Source organism: Streptomyces sp. NRRL F-6676, assembly GCF_000725625.1.
Classification (GTDB): Bacteria; Actinomycetota; Actinomycetes; order Streptomycetales; family Streptomycetaceae; genus Streptomyces.
Window position 1 is genome coordinate 36,319 of the sequence record NZ_JOHS01000002.1, and the last position, 20,754, is coordinate 57,072.

19 protein-coding genes are annotated in these 20,754 nt (G+C 73.7%); 11 read left to right on the plus strand and 8 right to left on the minus strand.

Annotation, left to right across the window (positions count from 1 at the left end; all coding sequences use genetic code 11):
- Window positions 1-30: 30 nt before the first annotated feature.
- On the plus strand, window positions 31-1,392 hold the full coding sequence (locus IO29_RS02475; protein WP_051707408.1) for a sensor histidine kinase: 1,362 nt from the start codon (window positions 31-33) through the stop codon (window positions 1,390-1,392).
- Entirely contained in the window at window positions 1,383-2,024 is a 642-nt protein-coding gene (locus IO29_RS02480) for a response regulator (protein WP_030377406.1), read from the plus strand. Before IO29_RS02475 ends, IO29_RS02480 begins: the two co-directional genes overlap by 10 nt.
- A 9-nt stretch (window positions 2,025-2,033) precedes the next feature.
- Here IO29_RS02480 and IO29_RS02485 read toward each other — a convergent pair whose 3' ends face one another.
- Window positions 2,034-2,510: a GNAT family N-acetyltransferase gene (locus tag IO29_RS02485; protein ID WP_030377407.1), complete on the minus strand. Its 477-nt coding sequence runs from the start codon at window positions 2,508-2,510 to the stop codon at window positions 2,034-2,036.
- Between the two features lie 144 nt (window positions 2,511-2,654).
- On the opposite strand from IO29_RS02485, the gene IO29_RS35435 reads away from it, so the two are divergent.
- Both IO29_RS35435 and IO29_RS02495 read left to right on the plus strand, forming a co-directional pair.
- A complete protein-coding gene (locus tag IO29_RS35435; RefSeq protein ID WP_051707409.1) occupies window positions 2,655-3,602 on the plus strand; it encodes a hypothetical protein in 948 nt (315 codons plus the stop codon).
- Window positions 3,603-3,621: 19 nt separating this feature from the next.
- The gene (locus IO29_RS02495; RefSeq protein WP_030377409.1) at window positions 3,622-4,425 is read left to right on the plus strand and encodes an exodeoxyribonuclease III; all 804 of its coding nucleotides are present in this window, start codon (window positions 3,622-3,624) and stop codon (window positions 4,423-4,425) included.
- 185 nt (window positions 4,426-4,610) lie between these two features.
- On the opposite strand, the gene IO29_RS02500 is transcribed toward IO29_RS02495, so the two are convergent.
- The 4 genes from IO29_RS02500 to IO29_RS02515 form a co-directional block, all read right to left on the minus strand.
- Window positions 4,611-4,844: a hypothetical protein gene (locus IO29_RS02500; RefSeq protein ID WP_234307372.1), complete on the minus strand. Its 234-nt coding sequence runs from the start codon at window positions 4,842-4,844 to the stop codon at window positions 4,611-4,613.
- Window positions 4,845-4,964: 120 nt separating this feature from the next.
- Window positions 4,965-5,852 carry an SDR family oxidoreductase gene (locus tag IO29_RS02505; RefSeq protein ID WP_030377411.1) on the minus strand — a complete coding sequence of 296 codons (888 nt, stop codon included), beginning with the start codon at window positions 5,850-5,852 and terminating at the stop codon, window positions 4,965-4,967.
- The gene (locus tag IO29_RS02510) at window positions 5,849-6,769 is read right to left on the minus strand and encodes an alpha/beta fold hydrolase (RefSeq protein WP_030377412.1); all 921 of its coding nucleotides are present in this window, start codon (window positions 6,767-6,769) and stop codon (window positions 5,849-5,851) included. Before IO29_RS02510 ends, IO29_RS02505 begins: the two co-directional genes overlap by 4 nt.
- Complete coding sequence (locus IO29_RS02515) at window positions 6,766-8,286, minus strand: flavin-containing monooxygenase (RefSeq protein ID WP_030377413.1); 1,521 nt, start codon at window positions 8,284-8,286, stop codon at window positions 6,766-6,768. Before IO29_RS02515 ends, IO29_RS02510 begins: the two co-directional genes overlap by 4 nt.
- A 189-nt stretch (window positions 8,287-8,475) precedes the next feature.
- Here IO29_RS02515 and IO29_RS02520 point away from each other — a divergent pair, with 189 nt between their 5' ends.
- On the plus strand, window positions 8,476-9,093 hold the full coding sequence (locus IO29_RS02520; RefSeq protein WP_420705351.1) for a MerR family transcriptional regulator: 618 nt from the start codon (window positions 8,476-8,478) through the stop codon (window positions 9,091-9,093).
- A 15-nt stretch (window positions 9,094-9,108) separates the two neighbouring features.
- On the opposite strand, the gene IO29_RS02525 is transcribed toward IO29_RS02520, so the two are convergent.
- Window positions 9,109-12,522, minus strand: coding sequence for a S41 family peptidase (locus IO29_RS02525; protein WP_051707410.1), 3,414 nt, complete (start codon window positions 12,520-12,522; stop codon window positions 9,109-9,111).
- Between the two features lie 276 nt (window positions 12,523-12,798).
- On the opposite strand from IO29_RS02525, the gene IO29_RS02530 reads away from it, so the two are divergent.
- Together IO29_RS02530 and IO29_RS02535 are read left to right on the plus strand one after the other, a co-directional pair.
- Window positions 12,799-13,392 (plus strand): TetR/AcrR family transcriptional regulator, encoded by a 594-nt coding sequence (locus IO29_RS02530; protein ID WP_030377416.1) that lies wholly within the window; start codon window positions 12,799-12,801, stop codon window positions 13,390-13,392.
- Window positions 13,393-13,566: 174 nt separating this feature from the next.
- Window positions 13,567-15,810, plus strand: coding sequence for an MMPL family transporter (locus IO29_RS02535; RefSeq protein WP_030377417.1), 2,244 nt, complete (start codon window positions 13,567-13,569; stop codon window positions 15,808-15,810).
- Window positions 15,811-15,882: 72 nt separating this feature from the next.
- Here the strand turns inward: IO29_RS02535 and IO29_RS02540 are convergent, their stop codons facing one another.
- Window positions 15,883-16,230: an SsgA family sporulation/cell division regulator gene (locus IO29_RS02540; RefSeq protein WP_030377418.1), complete on the minus strand. Its 348-nt coding sequence runs from the start codon at window positions 16,228-16,230 to the stop codon at window positions 15,883-15,885.
- A 292-nt stretch (window positions 16,231-16,522) separates the two neighbouring features.
- On the opposite strand from IO29_RS02540, the gene IO29_RS02545 reads away from it, so the two are divergent.
- The 4 genes from IO29_RS02545 to IO29_RS02560 all read left to right on the plus strand — a co-directional run bounded on the left by IO29_RS02545 (window position 16,523) and on the right by IO29_RS02560 (window position 19,509).
- Window positions 16,523-17,599, plus strand: coding sequence for an energy-coupling factor ABC transporter permease (locus IO29_RS02545; RefSeq protein ID WP_030377419.1), 1,077 nt, complete (start codon window positions 16,523-16,525; stop codon window positions 17,597-17,599).
- A gap of 32 nt (window positions 17,600-17,631) precedes the next feature.
- Window positions 17,632-18,393, plus strand: coding sequence for a cobalt ECF transporter T component CbiQ (gene cbiQ / locus IO29_RS02550; RefSeq protein WP_030377420.1), 762 nt, complete (start codon window positions 17,632-17,634; stop codon window positions 18,391-18,393).
- Window positions 18,369-19,172: an energy-coupling factor ABC transporter ATP-binding protein gene (locus tag IO29_RS02555; protein WP_106969734.1), complete on the plus strand. Its 804-nt coding sequence runs from the start codon at window positions 18,369-18,371 to the stop codon at window positions 19,170-19,172. Before cbiQ ends, IO29_RS02555 begins: the two co-directional genes overlap by 25 nt.
- Before the next feature lie 61 nt (window positions 19,173-19,233).
- Window positions 19,234-19,509 carry a DUF1876 domain-containing protein gene (locus tag IO29_RS02560; protein WP_030377422.1) on the plus strand — a complete coding sequence of 92 codons (276 nt, stop codon included), beginning with the start codon at window positions 19,234-19,236 and terminating at the stop codon, window positions 19,507-19,509.
- 10 nt (window positions 19,510-19,519) lie between these two features.
- Here IO29_RS02560 and IO29_RS02565 read toward each other — a convergent pair whose 3' ends face one another.
- Complete coding sequence (locus IO29_RS02565; protein WP_030377423.1) at window positions 19,520-20,704, minus strand: serine hydrolase domain-containing protein; 1,185 nt, start codon at window positions 20,702-20,704, stop codon at window positions 19,520-19,522.
- Window positions 20,705-20,754: the final 50 nt, after the last annotated feature.

Here is a 20,754-nt window from a genome sequence, read left to right on the forward strand (position 1 = left end):
GCGGTACGACGGCCTTCTACGGTGACGGGCATGCGACCCGGTGAGGAATCAGCGAGCGTCCCGCACCTGTGGCGGGCCCTGCGCCGCCCCCGCTATCTGGCCTCCGCGTGGCCCTGGCGGGCGGTGCTGTTCCTGCTGGCCGGGGCGGTCGCCGGGGCCGTGACGCTGGTGGTGCTGGCGGCGACGGCCCTGGCCGGGGGCGTGCTCGCGGTCGTCCTCGTCGGGCTGCCGCTGCTCGTGCTCACCGCGCTCGCCGGGATCCCGGTCGCGGCCGTCGAACGGCACCGGCTCGTCCTGCTCGGGCTGGCCCCGCCGCCCCGCGCGCACCGGACGCCCACGGAACCGGGGCCGTGGCACTGGCTGGCGCTGCGGCTGCGCGAGGGCGTCACCTGGCGGGAGTTCGGGTACGCGGTGCTGTTCGCGACGGTGCTCTGGCCGCTCGACGCCCTCCTGGTCGTCGTCGGCCTGGGCGTGCCGCTCTCCCTGGCCGCCGCGCCCGCGCTGGTCGGGCGGTACGGCGAGGCCAAGGTGGTCAAGGTGTGGACGGTGGAGAGCTGGCCCGCGGCCTGGGCGGTCGCGCTGCTGGGGCTGGTCCTGCTGGCCCCGGCAGGGTACGCGCTGGGGGCGCTCGCGGGAGCGCGCGGTGAGCTGACGCGCGCCCTGCTCACCCCGAAGCGCCATGCGGAGGACAGCGCGCGGGTCACCGAACTCGTGCGCTCCCGCGTGCGGTTGGTCGACGCGTTCGAGGCCGAGCGCCGGCGCATCGAACGCGATCTGCACGACGGGGCCCAACAGCGCCTGGTCGCCCTCACGATGACACTGGGTCTGGCCCGCCTCGACGCACCTCCCGGCCCGCTCGCCGACCGGCTCGCCACCGCGCACGACGAGGCGGGCCGGGCGCTCGCCGAACTGCGCGAGCTGATCCACGGCATCCACCCGCGCGTGCTGGCCGACTACGGGCTCACGGCCGCCGTCGCCGACGCCGCCGACCGCTCCCCGGTCCCCGTCGACGTCGCCCTCGACCTGCCCGCCCGGCTTCCCCCGCCCGTCGAGGCCGCCGCGTACTTCGTCGTCTGCGAGGCGCTCGCCAACGTGGCGCGGCACAGCGGGGCCGGGCGGGCGCGGGTCGAGGGCGGACACCGCGGCGGACGGCTCGTCCTCACCGTCTCCGACGACGGTGACGGCGGCGCCGATCCGGCCGGCGGGAGCGGGCTGACCGGGCTCGCCGACCGGGTGTCGGTGCTCGATGGCAGACTCTCCCTGTCCAGCCCGCGGGGCGGACCGACCCTGCTGCGTGTGGAGATCCCTTGCGAGCCGAGCCAGCCCCCGACGGCGCTTCCTCCGACGGCAGGCGTCCCGACGGGGACGCCGGACCCCGGCGCCTGCGCGTAGTCCTCGCCGAGGACGGCGTGCTGCTGCGGGACGGACTCGTCGGGCTGCTCGCCCGGTTCGGGCACGAGGTCGTGGCGGCCGTCGGGGACGCGCCCGCGCTGCTCGCCGCCGTCGCCGCGCACACCCCCGACGTCGTCGTCACCGACGTCCGCATGCCGCCGGAGCTGAAGGACGAGGGCCTGCGCGCGGCCGTGCGGCTGCGCGCGGAGCGGCCCGGGCTGCCGGTCCTCGTCCTCAGCCAGTACGTGCAGCGCGCCTACGCCGCCGAACTGCTCGACTCCGGGGACGGCACCGGCGTCGGCTATCTGCTCAAGGACCGCGTCGGGCAGGTCGAGCAGTTCGTGGCCGCGCTCGGCGAGGTCGCGGCCGGCGGCACGGTCGTCGACCCCGAGGTCGTACGGCAGCTGCTGCGCCGGCGGCGGGACCCGCTGGAGCGGCTCACCCCGCGCGAGCGGGAGGTACTGGCGCTGGTCGCCGAGGGCCGCTCCAACGGGGCGATAGCCCGGGAGCTGGTGGTGTCCGAGGCGGCCGTCGGCAAGCACATCGGCAACATCCTCACCAAGCTGGACCTGCCCCCGGCCGAGGACACCCACCGCCGGGTCCTCGCGGTGCTGGCGTTCCTGCGGGCCTGACGAGGGACCCTAGAGCGGCTTGGCGTAGCAGCGGCTGTCCGGGTAGTCGCGGTACAGGCCGAACTTGGCGCAGGGCTCGTAGCCGCTGGAGGTGTACAGGCCGATGGCCTCCGGCTGCTTGGTGCCGGTCTCCAGGACCATCCGGGTGCGCCCCGCCGCGCGGGCGTCGTCCTCCAGCTGCGACAGGACGCGGCGGGCCAGCCCCCGGCCGCGCGCCTCCTCGACCACGAACATCCGCTTCAGCTCGGCGTCCCCGTCCGCGTAGCCCTCGTCGTTGGCGTTCTGGGTGCGCCAGCCGCCGGTCGCGACGGGCCTGTCGTGCTCGTCGTACGCGATCAGATAGAGACCGGTGGGCGGCGCGAACATGGCCGGGTCCAGCGGGGTCATGTCACCGCCGTCGCCGTAGCGGAGGTCGTACTCGGCCTGCACCAGGTCGTTGAGCTTGACGGCGTCGGGGTGGTCGAAGGAGACAGGGCGTATGAACATGCGGGATATCGTACTTCTATGCGAATGAGGTGATGTGTCCGAGGCGGTGTGCGCCTCCGTAGGGTACGTGGGGCGTGTGGTGATTTCCCGTGGCTTTCGGCGATGACGGGGCCCGGGCGGTGTGGCACGGGCCACCATGGGGCGGTGGAGGTTGCGGAGCTCGTCCTGAAGTACGTACGGGTGCTGGTGTGGCCGGTGGTCACGCTGATCCTGGTGTGGAGCCTGCGGGCACAGTTGCGGGCGGCGCTCGCGCGGATGACCCGGGTGGAGACGCCGGCCGGCGCGATCGAGTTCGCGACGGAGGCGCGGGAGGTGCTGAACGAGGCGCAGGGGGCGGCGGACGCGGGGGCCGTGACACCGCCGGCGCCGCCGTGGCCCGCGCCCCCGGCGCCGGCTCCCGATCCCGTTCCTCTGCCGCGGACGCCGCGGTACGGGCCCGCGCCGACGTACGGGGGAGGCCCGCAGGCACCGGCACCGGCGGGGTCCGCGCCGGATGGACCGCAGCCGGAGCCCGTTCCCGCGTGGGACGTCGAGCCCGAGGACGACGAAGAGCCGTCGGCTTACCTGCGGCGGCCGGATGCGGGAGCGTTTCCCGGGCCGCAGCCGGGCGGGGGCCCGGCGCCGGGCCCGGAGTACGCGCAGCCGGGCGCGGGGCCGGTGCCGAGCCCCGGGTACGGGGCCCCGGGCCCGTCGAACGGTGGGTACGGGTTTCCCCGGGCTCCTCAGCCGCACTTCCCGCCGCAGCAGCCCTCGCCCCCCTGGCAGGAGCAGTTCCGGGAGGCCCGGGGGATGACCGAGGCCTCGCCCGTGGGAGCCGTCGTCACCGCGTGGAACGCGCTGAACCGGCTCTGTCTGGACGTGCTCGCCGCGCTCCCCGTCGTACCGCCCCCCGGTGAGCGCCCGGCGGAGGTCGGCAGGGCGCTCGCCGTGGCCGGGCTCTCGCCCCGTGCCCTCGCCGTCCTCGACCGGCTCCGGCTGCTGCGCGACCGGGCCGTGCACGGGGCGGGTGACGTCACCGCCGTCGCCGCGCGCGACTTCGTCGACAGCTGCCGGACGGTCGCCCGGGAGGTGGCCGCGCTGCGGCGTCCGTGAGCCCGGGTATCGTGCCGGGGTGCTGACCGTTACCTCCGTGAATGTCAATGGCCTGCGTGCCGCCGCGCGCAAGGGCTTCGTCGAGTGGTTCGCCGGGACCTCGGCGGACGTGCTCTGCCTCCAGGAGGTCCGGGCCGAGCCGCGGCAGTTGCCCGAGGCCGTGCGGGCGCCGGAGGAGTGGCATGTGGTGCATGCGCCGGCGGCCGCGAAGGGACGGGCCGGGGTGTCCCTCTACACCCGGCGCGAGCCCGACCGGGTGCGCGTCGGGTTCGGCTCCGCCGAGTTCGACGGCAGCGGGCGGTATGTCGAGGCGGATCTGCCGGGGGTGACCGTGGCGAGCCTGTATCTGCCGTCGGGGGAGGTCGGGACCGAGCGGCAGGACGAGAAGTTCCGCTTCATGGACGAGTTCCTGGCGTACCTCAAGGAGCTGCGGGTGCGGGCGGCGGCGGACGGGCGGGAGGTGGTGGTGTGCGGGGACTGGAACATCGCGCACCAGGAGGCCGACCTGAAGAACTGGCGGGGGAACGTCAGGAACTCCGGCTTCCTGCCGGAGGAGAGGGCGTGGCTGGGGAGGGTGCTGGACGAGGGGGACGGGGGATATGTGGATGTGATGCGGGCGCTGCACCCGGGGGTGGCGGGGCCGTACACGTGGTGGTCGTACCGGGGGCGGGCGTTCGACAACGACTCGGGGTGGCGGATCGATCTCGCCGTCGCCACGGCTGGGCTCGCGGGGCGGGCGGTCAAGGGGGTCGTGGAGCGGGCGGCGTCGCATGCGGAGCGGTGGTCCGACCATGCGCCGGTCACTGTCGTGTACGACGTGTAGTGCGGCAGGGGGCTCCGCCCCTCGGACCCCGCGGGTGCGTGGTCGGCCGACGGCCGCTGGGGACTGCGCGAGAAGCCACGACGGGCCCGCGGCCGGAAACGAAGAGGTGGGGCGCCGGCGGCTGCGAGAACCGCCGGGCACCCCACCTCTCGTGGGTGAAGCCGTTGCGTTCGACCGCGCGTCGGTCAGACGTCGTAGTCGGAGTCGATCCGGTCCCGGTCCTCCTGGGCCATCTCGTCCATTTCCCGGCGGCCCCGCTCCTGCGGAGACCCGCCCGGCCGCTGCCGCTCCTGCCCGCCGGGACGGCCCTCGCGCTCGGGGCGGCCCTGACGCTCGGGGCGGCCCTGGCCGCCCTGGCCCATACGCTCCTGCGCACGCTCACGCAGCTGCTCGGACTTCTCCTGGAACTGGTCCTTCATGCCCATGTGTGTTCACTCCCAAGGGGGGTTGAGGGGATCGGGCCCGATCAGCGTGACACGCCCGGTCACGCACCGCTCGTCGATCACTCACCCTCTGTAATGGACCAGTAGAACCCCAGGTCAGCCCCGTATCACCGGGCCCCGAGACGCCTCGTCGGCCGCTCCGCCCGCCCCCACCAGCCCCGTCCGCACCCGTTCGAGGCGCGGTGCGAACCGCCGCATCTCCCGCTGCCCCACGGTCGCGATCAGACCGGGCAGATACCCCCGCACGCCCTGCATCCCGCGCAGCCACCACTGCCCGTACACATGCGGCGCCCGCCGCTCGATCCCGGCGACGAGGCGGTCCACGGCCGGCCCCAGCGGATACGTCTTGTTGGACGGCCACGGCAGCCGCTGCCGCAGCTCCCGCATCACGTCGTCCTGGTCGGCCCCGCGCACCATGTCCGTGTCCGTCCAGGACAGATACGCGACCCCGACACCCACCCCCTCGTGCGCGACCTCGGCGCGCAACGCGTGCGCGTACGCCTCCACGCCCGACTTGGACGCGCAGTACGCCGACATCATCGGCGCCGGAGTGAGCGCGGCGAGCGAGGCGATCTGGAGCAGATAGCCGCGCCGTTCCCGCAGCGCGGGCAGGAACGCGCGCGCGGTGACGGTGGAGCCGATGAGGTTGACCTCGATGACGCGGCGCCAGGAGTCCGGATCGGAGACGGCGAACGGACCGCCCAGCGCGACACCGGCGTTGGCGACGACGACGTCCACCCGCCCGAACCGCTCGCGCACCTCGGCGGCGACCCGGGTCATCGCCTCGTGGTCGGTGACGTCGGCGTGCCAGTGGGCGCCCTCGGTGTGCAGCCGCTCGGCGACCTCCTTCAGCGCCTCCGGCTCCAGCCCCACGAGGGCCACCTTCATCCCGCGCGCGGACAGCTTGCGGGCGAGCAGCTCGCCCACGCCCCGGGCCGCGCCGGTGATCACCGCGACGCGCCCCTCCAGCTTCGTCCTGCTCATGCGCCCTCCTTCAACTCGACGTAGCCACCGACCAGTTCACGGATCTTCCCGGTGACGAGGTCCGGTGCCTCCACCGGTGTCATGTGCCCGATCCCGGGCAGTTCGGTCAGCGAGACGCAGTCCGGCAGCGCGGCGGCCAGCGCCCGGGCGTGCACGGGCGGGGTCAGCCGGTCCGCCGTCCCGGCGACCACGGCCGTCGGCACCCGCAACGCGCGTACCCCGTGGTCGAGATCGAGCGAGTCGAGCACGCGCGACCACGCGTACCGCGCCCGGCGCGGGCACGCGTGCACGATCCGCGCGCACGCCCTGACCATCGCCGGGGACGAACCCGGGCCCATCGTGGCGTACTTGAGGATGCGCAGGGCGAGCGGTGTCACCGGGCCGAGCGGGGCGCGGGAGCCGAGGACGCGTCCGGTGAGCCAGGTGCGCAGCCGCCCCGCGCCCAGCAGCGGCACCACCAGCGACTCGGCGACCAGCCGCGAACTGCCCGTGCTGCACAACAGGACGGCCGCCGCGTGCGCGCGGAAGCCGGGCCGGGAGGCGGCGGCCATGACCGTCATGCCGCCCATCGAGTGGCCGGCGATCACGGCCGGTTCGCCGGGCGCGAGGGTGGCGGCGAGCACGGCCTCCAGGTCGTCGGCGAGCGCGTCGGTGCCGCACGCCTCGCTCGCCGGGGAGCGGCCGTGGCCGCGCTGGTCGTAGGCGATCACGCGGTGGTCGACGGAGAGGTCACGGATCTGTGCCGCCCAGAAGGCGGTCGAGCAGGTCCAGCCGTGCGCGAGGACGACGGCGGGCGCTCCCTCGGGCCCGTGCACCTCGGCGTGGAGCACGGCTCCGTCGGCCGAGGTCACGGTCAGGACGCGCCCCGGCTCGACGGGGGCGTACGGGTCGGTGGCCGCGGGTGTCGTACGGCTCATGCGCCTGCCTCCACCGTGTGCTCCGCGCCGTCGCGTTCCCGCGCGGGGGCGCGCAGGACGTCGTACTCGGCGAGGTCGACGTGCCGGGTGGCGCGGCGGAACTCGCCCGTCGTGCCCGGCCAGATGGTGGTGTTGCGGCCGTTCGCGTCCAGGTACCAGCTGGTGCAGCCGCCGGTGTTCCACACCGTGCGCTTCATGCGTTCCTGCACCCGGTGGTTCCAGGCGTCGACGGCGGCGGGGCGGGCGTCCAGCGCGGCCCGGCCGGAGCCGCCGAGCAGCTCCAGCTGCCGTACGTAGTCGGCGAGGTAGTTCAGCTGGGACTCGATCATCAGGATCATCGAGGTGTTGGCCAGGCCGGTGTTGGGGCCGATGATCGTCATCCAGTTGGGGAACCCGGCCGCGGACGTCCCGCGCAGCGCCGCCATGCCGCCCTGCCAGGACTCGGCGAGGGTGCGTCCGCCGACGCCGACGACCCGTTCGGCGATCGGCATGTCGGTGACGTGGAACCCGGTGCCGAAGACGATGGCGTCCACCTCGGCCTCGCTGCCGTCGGCCGAGACCAGGGTGGAGCCGCGCACCTCGGCGAGGGCGCCGACGACGTCCGTGGTGGGCCGCGCGAGGGCCGGATAGTAGGTGTTGGACAGCAGGATGCGCTTGCAGCCGATGCGGTAGTCCGGGGTGAGCCGGGCGCGCAGCGCCGGGTCCTTGACGGCCCGGGCCATGTTCCGCTTGGCCAGCCGTTCCACCACGTCCAGTTCGCTCGGCCACCTGGTGAACGCCTGGACCTGGAGTTCCCGGATGCTCCACAGCAGTCCGCGCCGCGCCTTGGCGGTGACCGGCAGCGCCCGGTGCAGTCCGCGCTCCAGGGGGCCGATGGCCCGGTCGGCGCGCGGCATGACCCAGGGCGGGGTGCGCTGGAAGAGGGTGAGGCGGGAGACCCGCGGCTGGATCTCGGGCACGATCTGGATGGCGGAGGCGCCGGTGCCGACCATCGCGACCCGCTTGCCGCGCAGGTCGTAGTCGTGGTCCCAGCGGGCCGAGTGGAAGACCTTGCCGGGGAAGCCGGCCAGCCCCGGGATGTCGGGGATCTTCGGGTCGGAGAGCGGCCCGGTGGCGGAGACGACGAGGTCGGCGGTGAGCGTGCCGCGGGTCGTCTCGATCTCCCAGCGCAGCCTCTCGTCGTCCCAGCGCATCAGCTTCACCTCGGTGCCGAGGCGCAGGTGCGGGCGGAGCCCGAAGGTGTCGGCGACGTGCTCCAGATAGGCGCGGATGTGCGGCTGCCCGGAGAAGGTGCGCGGCCACTCGGGGTTGGGCGCGAAGGAGAAGGAGTACAGGTGCGAGGGCACGTCGCACGCGCACCCGGGGTAGCTGTTGTCCCGCCAGGTGCCGCCGACGGAGTCCGCCCGCTCCAGGACGACGAAGTCGGTGACCCCTTCGCGGCGCAGCCGCACGGCCGCCCCGAGCCCGCCGAACCCCGACCCGACCACCGCCACCCGTACATGCTCGTGCTCGGCCATGCCACCGCCTCCACGCGTCCTTGCGTACTCGTCCCGTCACCGGCCGTACGACCGTGCCAGTGAACACTGGCACAGTGGGACTGTAGGGCAGCGTTCTACTGATGGGTAGGGGTTGCGGCGAGGAAAGTTACCGCGGGTACGACATAGGCTGCGGGGGTGACGGACGAAGGGGAGCGGCGCGAGTACCGCATGGCGGAGCTGGCCGAGGCGGCCGGCATCACGGTGCGCACGCTGCGCTTCTACCGCGAGCGCAAGCTGATCCAGCCACCGCGCCGCGAGGGCCGTATCGCCTGGTACGACGACACCCACCTGGCCCGGCTGCGCACGATCTCCGGGCTCCTGGAGCGCGGCCACACGCTCACCGGGATAGCGGAGCTGGCCGAGGCCTTCGACCACGGCCGCGACGTCGGCGACCTCCTCGGCGTCGGCGGCCCGAGCGAGGAGACCCCGGTCCGCCTCACCCCGGAGGCGCTGGCCGACGTCTTCGGCTCCGAGGCCACCGCGGAGAACCTGGCCGCCGCGCTGGAGCTGGGGTATCTCGGCACGGACGGCGCCGAGATCGTCCATGTCAGCCGCCGTCTGCTGGACGTCTCGGCGGCCCTGGTCCGCGAGGGCATCCCGCTGGCCGAGGTCCTGGCGGCCGCCCGCCGGGTCCGCACGCACACCGAGGCCCTGGCGGACCTCTTCACCACCCTGATCCTCACCCACCACACCCCCGAGGCACTGACCCGGCTGCGCCCCCTGGCGAAGAGCGTGGTGGAGGCGGAACTGTCACTGGCGCTGGACAGGCGAGCGGCGCCCCAGTAGCGCTCGCGCTCGTTCTCAGCCCTGCCCCGTACGGGGCGGCAGCTTCGGACGCGCCCGGTCGGGGATGTCCGTATGCGCCGGCGGGCTTGCCGCCGGCCGCTCCGCGAGCAGCGTGAGCGCCAGATGGACCGCGTCGTCCAACTGCGCGTGCCGCCCCTCCGCCCAGTCCAGCGGCGTCCGCAGCGCCTCCAGGTCCGGGTCGACGCCCCGGTTCTCCACCGACCACCCGTACGCGGCGAACCACGCCGCGTTCATCGGCACCGTGATCACCGTGCCGTCCCCCAGCCGGTGCCGCCCGGTCATCCCGACGACGCCGCCCCAGGTTCGCTGCCCCACCACCGGGCCGAGCCCCAGCAGTTTGAACGCCGCCGTGATCATGTCGCCGTCGGAGGCGGTCGCCTCGTCGGCGAGGGCGACGACCGGGCCGCGCGGGGCGTCGGAGGCGTACGACACGGGCTGGGCGTCGCGGGTAACGTCCCAGCCCAGGATCGTGCGGGTCAGCTTCTCGACGACCAGTTCGCTGATGTGCCCGCCCGCGTTGCCGCGCACGTCGACGATGAGCGCGGGCCGGAAGACCTCCCCGCGCAGGTCGCGGTTGAACTGCGCCCAGCCGGAGCCGCCCATGTCGGGGATGTGGAGGTAGCCGCACTTGCCGCCGCTCAACTCCCGTACGACCTCCCGGCGCTTGGCCACCCAGTGCTGGTAGCGCAGCGGCCGGTCGTCGACGAGCGGGACGACGGCGACCCGCCGGGCGGCGCCGCCGCCGGTCTCCCCGGCCGGGGCGAAGGTCAGCTCCACCGTCGTACCGCCCGCCCCGGCCAGCAGCGGGTACGGGCCGGTCAGCGGGTCGACGGGGCGGCCGTCCACGTGGGTGAGGACCGCGCCCTCGCGGATGCCGGAGCCGGCCAGCGGGGAGCGGGCGCGGGAGTCGGAGGAGTCGCCGGGCAGGATGCGCCGGACCACCCAGCTCCCCTCCCGGCACACCAGGTCCGCGCCGAGCAGGCCCTGCGGGCGCTGGTAGTGCGGCGGGCCCTCGTTGCGGCGGGCGGCGGCGACGTACGCGTGCGAGGTGCCGAGTTCGCCGAGGACCTCGCGCAGCAGGTCGGCGAACTCGTCGGGGGAGGCGACGCGTTCGACCAGCGGCCGGTACTGGGCGAGGATCGCGTCCCAGTCGATGCCGCACATGCCCGGGTCCCAGAAGTGGGCGCGGATGATCCGGCCCGCCTCGTCGAAGGACTGCCGCCACTCCGCCGCCGGGTCCACCTGGTGCAGGATGCGCCGCAGGTCGATCCAGACCGTGCTGTCGCCGTCGCCGGCCTCCGTGGCGGGCACCGCGCGCAGGTCGCCCTCGTCCATGACGACCAGCCGGGTGCCGTCGCCGCTCACCGCGAACCAGTCGAGGTCCCCGACGAGTTCGGACTTCTTCGCCCGGCCGACGTTGAAGTGTTCGAGGGTGGGCCGGCCGGAGAGGTCGTCGGGGTTGGCGAAGGTCTCGCCGAGGGCGCCGGAGATCGGCCAGCGCAGCCAGACCAGTCCGCCGCCGGCGACGGGGTGCAGCGCCGAGTACTTGGACGCGGTGACCGGGAACGGCGTCACCCGGCTGGCGAGGCCCTCCACCTCGACGATGACGGTGCCGTCCCCGGCCTCGTCCTCGTTCTCGACGGGGTCCAGGCCCCCGGCGGCCGGGCGGCCCTCGGGGTTGAGGGCGAAGGGGGAGGGTGTGGCCGAGGAGAGGGTGACGAGGTAGGGGCGGCAGCCGAGCGGGAAGGACAGGTCGCCGGTGTGCACGTCGTAGACGGGATCGAAGCCGCGCCAGGAGAGGAAGGCGAGGTAGCGGCCGTCGCGGGTGAAGACGGGGTTCTCGTCCTCGAAGCGGCCGTCGGTGACGTCGAGGACGGGGCCGGTGGCCGGTCCGGTGGCCGATCCGGTGACCGGCCCACCGGCCGGCCCGGTGACCGGTCCCGCGATGCGGGCCATCTTGATCTGGCGCAGGGAGCGGCCGATGCCGGGGTGGGACCAGGTCAGCCAGGCCCCGTCCGGGGAGAAGGCGAGATCGCGCACGGGCCCGTTGACGGACCGGATCAGCTCGGTGACCTCGCACGCGGCGGGCCGCTCCTCCCGCACCTCCTGTCCCTCTGCCCGTCCCTCCGCTGCCTCCGGTTCCTCCGGCTCCCCGACCCGGACGAGGAGCAGTCGGCCGTCGTGGGAGGCGAGGGCGAGGCGTTCGCCCGCGGGGTCGGCGACCATCTCCAGCACCCGGCCCAGCCGTCCCGCGGCCAGCCGGCGCGGGGGCCGGGCGCCGGACGCCCGGGGCAGCCGGGCGATCTCGACGGCGTCCTCGCCCTCGGCGTCGGTGACGTACGCGACCTGGCCGCTCTCCCCGAGCATCTCCGGCAGCCGGACCCGTACGCCCGGGGTGTCGGTGAGGGTGCGGGCGGGGCCGTCGCGGTGGGTGAGCCAGTGCAGGCTCCCTCGGACGACGACCGCGCTGGCCCGGCCGGTCTCGTCCACGCAGACGCCGTCCACGTGCTGGGCGGCCGGCACCTGGTACGTACGGCGGCCGGCGCGCGGTCCGCACAGGTGTACGTCGAGGCGGTGGGGTACGGCGCCGGGGGAGAGGTCGTCGACGAGCCACAGTTCGCCCGCGCACTGGTACACGATCCGGGTGCCGTCACCGGCGGCGTGGCGGGCGTAGAACTCGTCGTGGTCGGTGTGGCGGCGCAGGTCGGAGCCGTCGTGGGCGCAGGAGTAGAGGTTGCCGACGCCCTCGTGGTCGGAGAGGAAGGCGATGCGGTCGCCGATGAACATCGGGGCGTCGAGATGGCCGTCGAGGTCGGCGAGGAGGCGCCGGCCGTGCAGCCAGAGCCTGCCGGTGGCGCCGCCCCGGTAGCGCTTCCAGGAGGCGGGTTCGTGGGGTGGGGTGCCGGTGAGGAGGAGCGTGCGGCGCTCGCCGTCGAGGTCGGCGACCTGGATGTCGGTGACGGGGCCCCAGGGGAGCTTGCGGCCGGGGCGGCCGTCGGTGGCGACCTTGTAGGCCCAGGTGAGGTGCGAGAAGGGCTCGGCGTGGGAGGTGACGGCGAGGACGGCGCTGTGGCCGTCGGCGTCCGGGGGTGTCCAGCCGCGCACCTTGGTGTCGGTGCTGCCCCAGTAGGTGAGGCGCCTGGCGGGGCCGCCGGTGACGGGGACGAGGTGGATCTCGGGGTCGAGGCTGCGCCAGGTGGTGTACGCGATGTGCAGGCCGTCGGGGGAGAAGCGGGGGTGGCCGGTTCTGGTGCGGTCCACGGTGAGGCGGCGGGGGTGGGCGGAGCCGTCGAGGGGGGCCAGCCAGAGGTCGTCCTCGGCGACGAAGCAGAGGAGGTTGTCGTGGAGGTGGGGGAACCGGAGATAGCCGGGGTTCTCGGCCGCCGTCGTGTGCCTCACCGTCCCCATGCTTTGCCCGGCCCCCGGCCGGGGCAACTCGGCGGGGCCTGATGGAGGCGGGGCGCGGAGGAGCTCGGGGGGTCGGGGTGCGTCGGCGGGTGCGGGTCCGTCGTGGCCGTTCGCGGGGAACCGCGCGAGAAGGCCCCGCCCACCCGCACTCCCCGACGTGCCTCAACCGTCCGAGCTCTTCCGGGGTCTCTAGGGGCGGAGCCCCTGGGGACACGTGACACAGCCCACGTACGAAACCGTTTCGTTTCGCTGGAAGCGCACGGTACAGTCGGTGTCATGACCGAGGTCGCCACGACGACGCGCCGCAGCCGGATCACACCCGAGCGCGAGGCAGAGTTGTACACCGCCGTCCTCGACCTCCTCCGCGAGGTCGGCTACGACGCCCTCACCATGGACGCCGTCGCCACCCGCACCCACTCCAGCAAGGCCACCCTCTACCGCCAGTGGGGCGGCAAGGCCCAGCTCGTCGCCAAGGCACTGCGCCACACCAAGCCCGGCGGCAGCGCCGACATCGACACCGGCACGCTCCGCGGAGACCTGCACGCCCTCGTCGTACGCGAGGACGACTGCACCATGGAGCAGAACAACGCCCTGATGCGCGGCGTCGCCATGGCCGTGCACACCAACCCCGATCTGCACCAGGCGCTGCGCGAGGTCGTCGTCGAACCCGAACTCGTCGGCTTCCAGCGCATCCTGGACCGCGCCATCGACCGCGGCGAGGTCCGCCCGGACAACCCGGCGCTGAAGTACATGGTCCACATGATGCTCGGCGCCTTCGTCACCAGAGCGCTGATCGAGGACCTGCCACCGACGCAGGAGTTCCTGCGCTCGTACATCGACGCCGTCGTCCTCCCAGCCCTGGGCGTCTGAACCCTCTCCATCCCCGCGCCACCACCCCCCCGCACCAAACCCTCCCCACCCGTTCCTGACGCACGACCGCTCTCGTCGTCGGGCCGGTCGGTCCTGCCCCGGCACACCCCAGCGCCGGTCACCGGGCCGATCACCCTGCCAGCACAACCACGACCTGACCGGGAGTACGTCCGCGTGGCCACATTCCTGTACCGACTGGGCCGACTCGCCTTCCGGCGACGGCACTTCGTCGCCCTGATCTGGGTGGCGCTGCTCACCCTCGCCGGCGTCGGCGCCGCCAACGCGCCCGCCGCCGGCGACAGTTCCTTCTCGATACCCGGCACGGAGGCGCAGAAGGCCTTCGACCTGCTGGAGCAGCGCTTCCCCGGCTCCAGCGCCGACGGGGCCACCGCCCGTATCGTCTTCAAGGCCCCCTCCGGCGAGAAGATCACGGACGCCGACGCCAAGGCGGCGGTGCACAAGACCATCGACGCGCTCGGCGACGGCTCCGAGGTCGCCTCCGTCTCCGACCCGTACGCCACCAAGACGTTCAGCAAGAACGGCACGATCGCCTACAGCTCGGTGTCGTACAAGGTCGGCCCCGGCGAGCTGGCCGACGCCTCCAAGGACGGCCTGGAGCAGGCCGCGCAGGACGCGCGGGACGCCGGGCTGACCGTCGACGTCGGCGGTGACGCGCTCTCCGCCGAGCCCGAGGGCGGCGCCACGGAGGCCATCGGCATCGTGATCGCCGCGGTGGTCCTCGTCCTCACCTTCGGCTCGCTGCTCGCGGCCGGACTGCCGCTGCTCACCGCGATCATCGGCGTCGGCATCGGGGTGGGCACCATCACCGCCCTGGCCAGCGCGCTGGACCTCGGCTCCACCACCTCCACCCTGGCCGCGATGCTCGGCCTCGCGGTCGGCATCGACTACGCGCTGTTCATCGTCTCCCGCTACCGCTCCGAACTGGCCGAGGGCCGCAGCCGCGAGGAGGCGGCGGGCCGCGCGACCGGCACCGCGGGCTCCGCGGTGGTCTTCGCCGGACTGACCGTCGTGATCGCGCTGGCCGGACTGGCCATCGTCAACGTGCCGATGCTGACCAAGATGGGTGTCGCCGCGGCCGGCACGGTCGCCGTCGCCGTCCTCATCGCGCTCACCATGATCCCGGCGATGCTCGGCTACGCGGGCCGGCGGATCAAGCCGGCCGGCGAGAAGGCCCGCTTCCTCGGCGGCAACCGGCCGAAGAAGACCGACGCCTCCGGCGAGCCGAAGCCCAACATGGGCACCCGCTGGGCCCGTTTCGTGCTGCGCCGCCCCGTCGCCGTCCTGATCGTCGGCGTGCTGGGCCTCGGCGCGATCGCGGCCCCGGTCGCCTCGCTGGAGCTGGGCCTGCCCGACGACGGCTCGCAGCCCACCTCCACCACGCAGCGCCGCGCCTACGACCTGCTCTCCGAGGGCTTCGGCCCCGGCTTCAACGGTCCGCTGATGATCGTCGTCGACGGCAAGTCGAGCGACGACCCCAAGGCGGCGGCGACGGACGTGGCCGACGGCATCAAGAAGCTGGACGACGTGGTCTCGGTGACCCCGGCGACCTTCAACAAGGCCGGCGACACCGCCACCATCACGGTGATCCCCGACTCCAAGCCGTCCTCCACCCGCACCGAGGACCTGGTCCACGCGATCCGCGCGGGCGACGGCCCGGTGAAGTCGGCCACCGACGCCGACGTCCTGGTCACCGGCACCACGGCGATGAACATCGACTTCTCGCAGAAGCTCAACGACGCCCTGGTGCCCTACCTCGCGCTGGTCGTCGGCATGGCCTTCCTGCTGCTGATCGCGGTGTTCCGCTCGGTCCTGGTCCCGCTGAAGGCGGCGCTCGGCTTCCTGCTCTCGGTGCTCGCCGCGCTCGGCGCGGTGGTCGCGGTCTTCCAGTGGGGCTGGCTGGCGTCCCTGATCGGGGTCGAGGAGACCGGCCCGATCATGTCGATGATGCCGATCTTCATGGTCGGCGTGGTCTTCGGCCTGGCGATGGACTACGAGGTCTTCCTCGTGACCCGGATGCGCGAGGCGTACGTCCACGGGGAGCGCCCGGGCCAGGCGGTGGTCACCGGCTTCAAGTACGGCGCCCGGGTGGTCGCGGCCGCGGCGGTCATCATGATCGCGGTCTTCTCCGGCTTCATCGGCTCCAGTGAGTCGATGGTCAAGATGATCGGCTTCGGCCTGGCGATCGCCGTCGCGTTCGACGCGTTCGTGGTCCGTATGACCCTGGTCCCGGCGGTGCTCGCCCTGCTCGGCGACAAGGCCTGGTGGGTCCCGAAGTGGCTGGACCGCGCCCTGCCCAACGTCGACGTCGAGGGCGAGGGCCTGCGCGCGATGGACGGCGAGGGTCCGCACGACCCGGACGCCGATCCGGACGGACGGCGGGAACTGGTCGGCGTCTGACGCCGGCGCGCGAGGAACGAGAAGGGGTGCCCCCACGGCCGTGGGGGCACCCCTTTCCCGCTGTCCGGACCGTCAGCCCGCCACCGGCGCCGCCGTCGCCACATAGGTGCGGCGCAGGAAGCGGAGAAGCGTCTTCGCCTCGAACTGGATCACCGAGACGCCCTGTGCGGTGTGCAGTTCCATGACGGCCTGGACCCGCCCGCAGGGCCAGATGCTGACGTCGGCCGTGGTGGCCGGGGTGCGCAGGCCCCGTTCCAGGAGCTCCCGGGAGAAGCTCCACTCGTGCGGACCGGGCAGGCCGACGCGCACCTCGCGCGGGTCTGCCTCGGGGTCGTAGCGCAGCACGACGGGGACGGTGTCCTGGGCGTCCGGGGCATCCGTGACCACGTGGGCTCGTGCGTACTGTTCGACGACGGACATCGGACGACTCCTCACGCTGCGTAATCCAAGCAGAGGCTGTGAATCCGCTACCTCACCTCCCACTGTCGCACGGTTGAGCGAGACGAGCCCGGCGTCAGGGGGCGACTCTTCGTGTTCGTGGGGAGTCTCACAGTGCGGGACGATCGGGTTTGGCCTGCTGCGGGAGGGGTTGCGGGCCGGCTTCCGCGAAGGGAACGCCGGGCGTCCGCCGGGCAGCCGTCAGGTGATCGTCGAGCAACGGCACCACACGCGCTCTTGCAAGAGGTTCGCAACAAGCATCTATCATCTAACGGTGCATGTGCCTGACGGATTCATCAACGCCCCCACCTCCGCCGCCGCCGGGGTCATAGCCGCCGGCGCCGTCGCAGTGAGCCTGCGCGGTGCCCGGCGCGAGCTGGACGAGCGCACCGCGCCGCTCGCCGGTCTCGTGGCCGCCTTCATCTTCGCCGTACAGATGCTGAACTTCCCCGTGGCCGCCGGCACCAGCGGCCATCTGCTCGGGGGCGCGCTCGCCGCGATCCTCGTCGGGCCGTACACGGGTGTGCTGTGCGTGTCCGTCGTCCTGCTGATGCAGGGCATCCTGTTCGCCGACGGCGGGCTGACCGCCCTCGGCGTCAACGTCACCGACATGGCCCTCACCACCACCGTCGTCGCCTACGCCGTCTTCCGCGGCCTGGTGAAGGTGCTGCCGCGCACCCGGCGCTCGGTCACCGTCGCCTCCTTCGCCGCCGCGGTGCTGTCCGTACCGGCCGCCGCCTGCGTCTTCACGCTGATCTACGCGATCGGCGGCACCACCGACGTGTCGATCGGCAAGGTCGCCACCGCCATGATCGGCGTCCATGTGCTCATCGGCATCGGCGAGGCGGTCATCACCGCCCTGACCGTCGGCGCCGTCATCGCCGTACGCCCGGACCTCGTGTACGGGGCGCGCGGGCTCCAGCAGCGGCTCAAGCTGCGGGTCGGCGGCGAACTCGTCGACGCCCCGGACACGGCACCGGCACCCGTTCCCGCCGCCCGCAGCGGCCGGGTCTCCCGCCGCACGGTGTGGGCCACCGGACTCGTCGCCTCCCTCGTGCTCGCCGGGTTCGTCAGCTTCTACGCCTCGGCCAGCCCCGACGGCCTGGAGAAGGTCGCCCACGACAAGGGCATCGACAAGAACGAGAAGGAGCACGCCTCCGCCGACTCCCCGCTCGCCGACTACGGCGTCAAGGACATCACCGACGCCCGACTGTCCGGCGGCCTCGCCGGGGTGATCGGCGTCGGCGTCACGATCGTCGCGGGCACCGGCGTCTTCTGGGCCGTCCGCAGGCGGCGTACGGACGACACCTCCCCGGCGTCGCTCGACACCTCAGCCGCCGAGAATGTCTGACATGACCGAGCCCGAGACGAGGGGTGCCTGACATGGGCGCCGGACACGCGCACCGGCTCTACCGGCACGGGCACTCGCCCGTGCACGCGCTGCCGCCGCACACCAAGCTCGCCGCCGCCTTCGCCTTCGTGGTCGTCGTCGTCTCGACGCCGCGCGAGGCGATGTGGGCGTTCGCGCTGTACGCCGCCCTGCTCGCCACGGTCGCGTACGCGGCCCGCGTGCCCGCCGCCTTCCTGCTCAAGCGGCTGCTGATCGAGGTGCCGTTCGTCGCCTTCGCCGTGCTGATGCCGTTCGTCGCGGAGGGCGACCGGGTCGACGTCCTCGGGCTCTCGCTCAGCGTCAACGGGCTGTGGGGCGCCTGGAACGTGCTGGCCAAGGGCACCCTCGGCGTCGCCGCCTCCGTGCTGCTCGCCTCCACCACCGAACTGCGCGAACTCCTCCTCGGGCTCCAGCGGCTCAAACTGCCGCCGCTGCTCGTGCAGATCGCCTCGTTCATGATCCGCTACGGCGACGTCATCACCGACGAGATGCGGCGCATGCGCATCGCCCGCGAGTCCCGCGGCTTCGAGGCACGCGGCGTACGGCAGTGGGGGGTGCTCGCCAAGTCGGCCGGGGCGCTGTTCATCCGCTCCTACGAACGCGGCGAACGCGTGCACCTGGCGATGGTGAGCCGGGGGTACGCCGGGTCGATGCCGGTGATCGACGAGGTGACCGCCTCCCGGGCGCAGTGGTCGTACGCACTGGCCCTCCCCGTGGCCGCGCTCGTCGTATGTCTGCTGGGATGGACACTGTGACAGTTCCCTCCGCTTCTTCCGCCCCGGCCTCCCTGGAGGTCTCCGGGCTCGCGTTCGCCTATCCCGACGGGCACCAGGCGCTCTTCGGCGTCGACTTCCGCGTCGAGCGCGGCGAACGGGTCGCGCTGCTCGGGCCGAACGGCGCCGGCAAGACCACGCTCGTCCTCCACCTCAACGGCATCCTGAGCGGGGGCGCCGGGACGGTGACTGTCGCCGGGCTGCCCGTCGGCAAGCGGCACATGGCCGAGATCCGGCGGCAGGTCGGCATCGTCTTCCAGGACCCCGACGACCAGCTGTTCATGCCGACGGTCCGCGAGGACGTCGCCTTCGGGCCGGCCGCCGCCGGGCTGAAGGGGGCGGAGCTGGAGGCGCGGGTCGACCGGGCGCTGGACCTGGTCGGCATGGCGGAGTTCAAGGACCGGCCGCCGCACCACCTCTCCTTCGGGCAGCGGCGCCGGGTGGCGGTGGCCACCGTGCTCGCGATGGAGCCGGAGATCCTCGTCCTGGACGAGCCCTCCTCCAACCTCGACCCGGCCTCGCGGCGCGAACTCGCCGACATCCTGCGGTCGCTGGACGTGACCGTGCTCATGGTCACGCACGACCTGCCGTACGCGCTGGAACTGTGCCCGCGCGCGCTGATCCTCAGCGACGGGGTCATCGCGGCGGACGGCAAAACCGGCGAACTCCTCGGCGACGAGGGGCTGATGCGGGCGCACCGGCTTGAACTGCCGTTCGGCTTCGACCCGCGGGCCGCGTCCTCCCGGGCGGCCATGCCCTAGCAGGTGCGGCCGTTCGGGGCCCGAGGGACCCTGGAGGGAACGGCACTGGGAGGTGGTCGTCATGACGCACACCGTCGTGGGCTGGCACGTGGAGCTGGAGTTCGAGGAGGACGGGGACCGCACGCGCGCGGCCGCGCTGGTGCGGCTGCCGGACGGCAGCGAGGTGCGGGCCCACGGGTACGCGCACCGGCACCGCTCCGACGACGACCAGCCGCGCATCGGCGAGGAGATCGCGGGGGCGCGGGCCCTCAACGAGCTGGCGATGCGGATGCTGACGAAGGCGCACGGGGAGATCGACGACGCGGCGGGACGGACGTCCCGGCCGCTCGCCGTGTGACCACAGCTCCCTAGGCGGCGGTGGCGGCACGCACCGCCCGGACCAGGGACTGCGCGCGCGGGTCCGCCGTGACGCTCTTCCGGAAGCCGTTCGTCACGTAGGCGAAGGCCAGCCCGGACTCCGGGTCGGCGAAGGCGAGGGCGCCGCCGCGGCCGGGATGGCCGAAGGAGGTGGGGGCCAGGAGCGGGGACGCGGGGCCGTGGAGCATGTAGCCGAGACCGAAGCGGGTGGGGACGACGAGGGTGCGGTCCGGTCCGGCGGACGCCTCGGCGCGGGCGAGGCCGACCGTCTCCGGGCGCCGCCACAGCCGTACGCCGTCGACCTCGCCGAGGAGCGCCGCGTAGAAGCGGGCCAGCGACGGGGCCGTCGCGATGCCGTTGGAGGCGGGGAGGACGGCCGCGCGGTACGCCGGGTCGTTCTCGTCGGGCATCGGGGTGATCGCGCCGAACGCGCGCCGGGTCAGTGACTCGGGGTCCGCGTACGCCTCGGACACCGCGCGCCGGGGGCGGAGACGCGGACCGGAGCCGCCGGCGGAGGGCTCCGGCTCCGGAAGCGGCCCGACGCGGCCGACCCGGCCGGCCTCCGACTGCGGCAGTCCGACCCACAGGTCGAGCCCCAGCGGACCGGCGACCTCGGCCGCCAGCCACTCGCCGAGGGAACGCCCCGTGACCCGCCGCACCAGCTCGCCGGTGAGCCAGCTGTACGTCTGCGCGTGGTAGCCGTGGTCCGTGCCCGGCTCCCAGGCGGGGGCCTGCGCGGCGACCGCCGCCGCGGCGAGGTCGGGGTCCAGCGCCTCGGCCGGGGTGAGCGGCCGGTCGAGCACCGGCACGCCGACGCGGTGCGCGAGCACGTGCCGGACGCGCGCGTGCTCCTTGCCGCGCGCCTTGAACTCGGGCCAGTAGTGGCCGACCGGCGCGTCCAGGTCCAGTTCGCCGCGCTCGGCCAGCATCAGCAGGACGGCGGCGGCGACGCCCTTCGTCGCGGACCGGACGATCTGCGCGGTGCCGTGCTCCCAGGGCGCATCACCGGCGTCCGTGTCGAAGTCCCGGCTGCCCGCCCACAGGTCGACCACCTTGCGCCCGTCCCGGTACACGGCGACGGCCGCGCCCCGTTCGCCCAGCGCCTCGAAGTTCCGCGCGAACGCGTCCCTCACCGGCTCGAAACCCTCGTCCACCGTGCCCCGCACGCCGTCCACGCCCACGTTCCCCTTCTGCCTACGACAGTGGGTGCAACGTCCGCGTACGG

Bases quoted from the DNA above. Each gene is read 5' to 3' on its own strand.
- IO29_RS02475 (WP_051707408.1), top strand. From the start codon at position 31: ATGCGACCCGGTGAGGAATCAGCGAGCGTCCCGCACCTGTGGCGGGCC.
- IO29_RS02485 (WP_030377407.1), bottom strand. From the start codon at position 2,510: ATGTTCATACGCCCTGTCTCCTTCGACCACCCCGACGCCGTCAAGCTC.
- IO29_RS02500 (WP_234307372.1), bottom strand. From the start codon at position 4,844: ATGAAGGACCAGTTCCAGGAGAAGTCCGAGCAGCTGCGTGAGCGTGCG.
- IO29_RS02505 (WP_030377411.1), bottom strand. From the start codon at position 5,852: ATGAGCAGGACGAAGCTGGAGGGGCGCGTCGCGGTGATCACCGGCGCG.
- IO29_RS02510 (WP_030377412.1), bottom strand. From the start codon at position 6,769: ATGAGCCGTACGACACCCGCGGCCACCGACCCGTACGCCCCCGTCGAG.
- IO29_RS02515 (WP_030377413.1), bottom strand. From the start codon at position 8,286: ATGGCCGAGCACGAGCATGTACGGGTGGCGGTGGTCGGGTCGGGGTTC.
- IO29_RS02520 (WP_420705351.1), top strand. From the start codon at position 8,476: ATGGCGGAGCTGGCCGAGGCGGCCGGCATCACGGTGCGCACGCTGCGC.
- IO29_RS02525 (WP_051707410.1), bottom strand. From the start codon at position 12,522: ATGGGGACGGTGAGGCACACGACGGCGGCCGAGAACCCCGGCTATCTC.
- IO29_RS02530 (WP_030377416.1), top strand. From the start codon at position 12,799: ATGACCGAGGTCGCCACGACGACGCGCCGCAGCCGGATCACACCCGAG.
- IO29_RS02540 (WP_030377418.1), bottom strand. From the start codon at position 16,230: ATGTCCGTCGTCGAACAGTACGCACGAGCCCACGTGGTCACGGATGCC.
- cbiQ (WP_030377420.1), top strand. From the start codon at position 17,632: ATGGGCGCCGGACACGCGCACCGGCTCTACCGGCACGGGCACTCGCCC.
- IO29_RS02555 (WP_106969734.1), top strand. From the start codon at position 18,369: ATGTCTGCTGGGATGGACACTGTGACAGTTCCCTCCGCTTCTTCCGCC.
- IO29_RS02560 (WP_030377422.1), top strand. From the start codon at position 19,234: ATGACGCACACCGTCGTGGGCTGGCACGTGGAGCTGGAGTTCGAGGAG.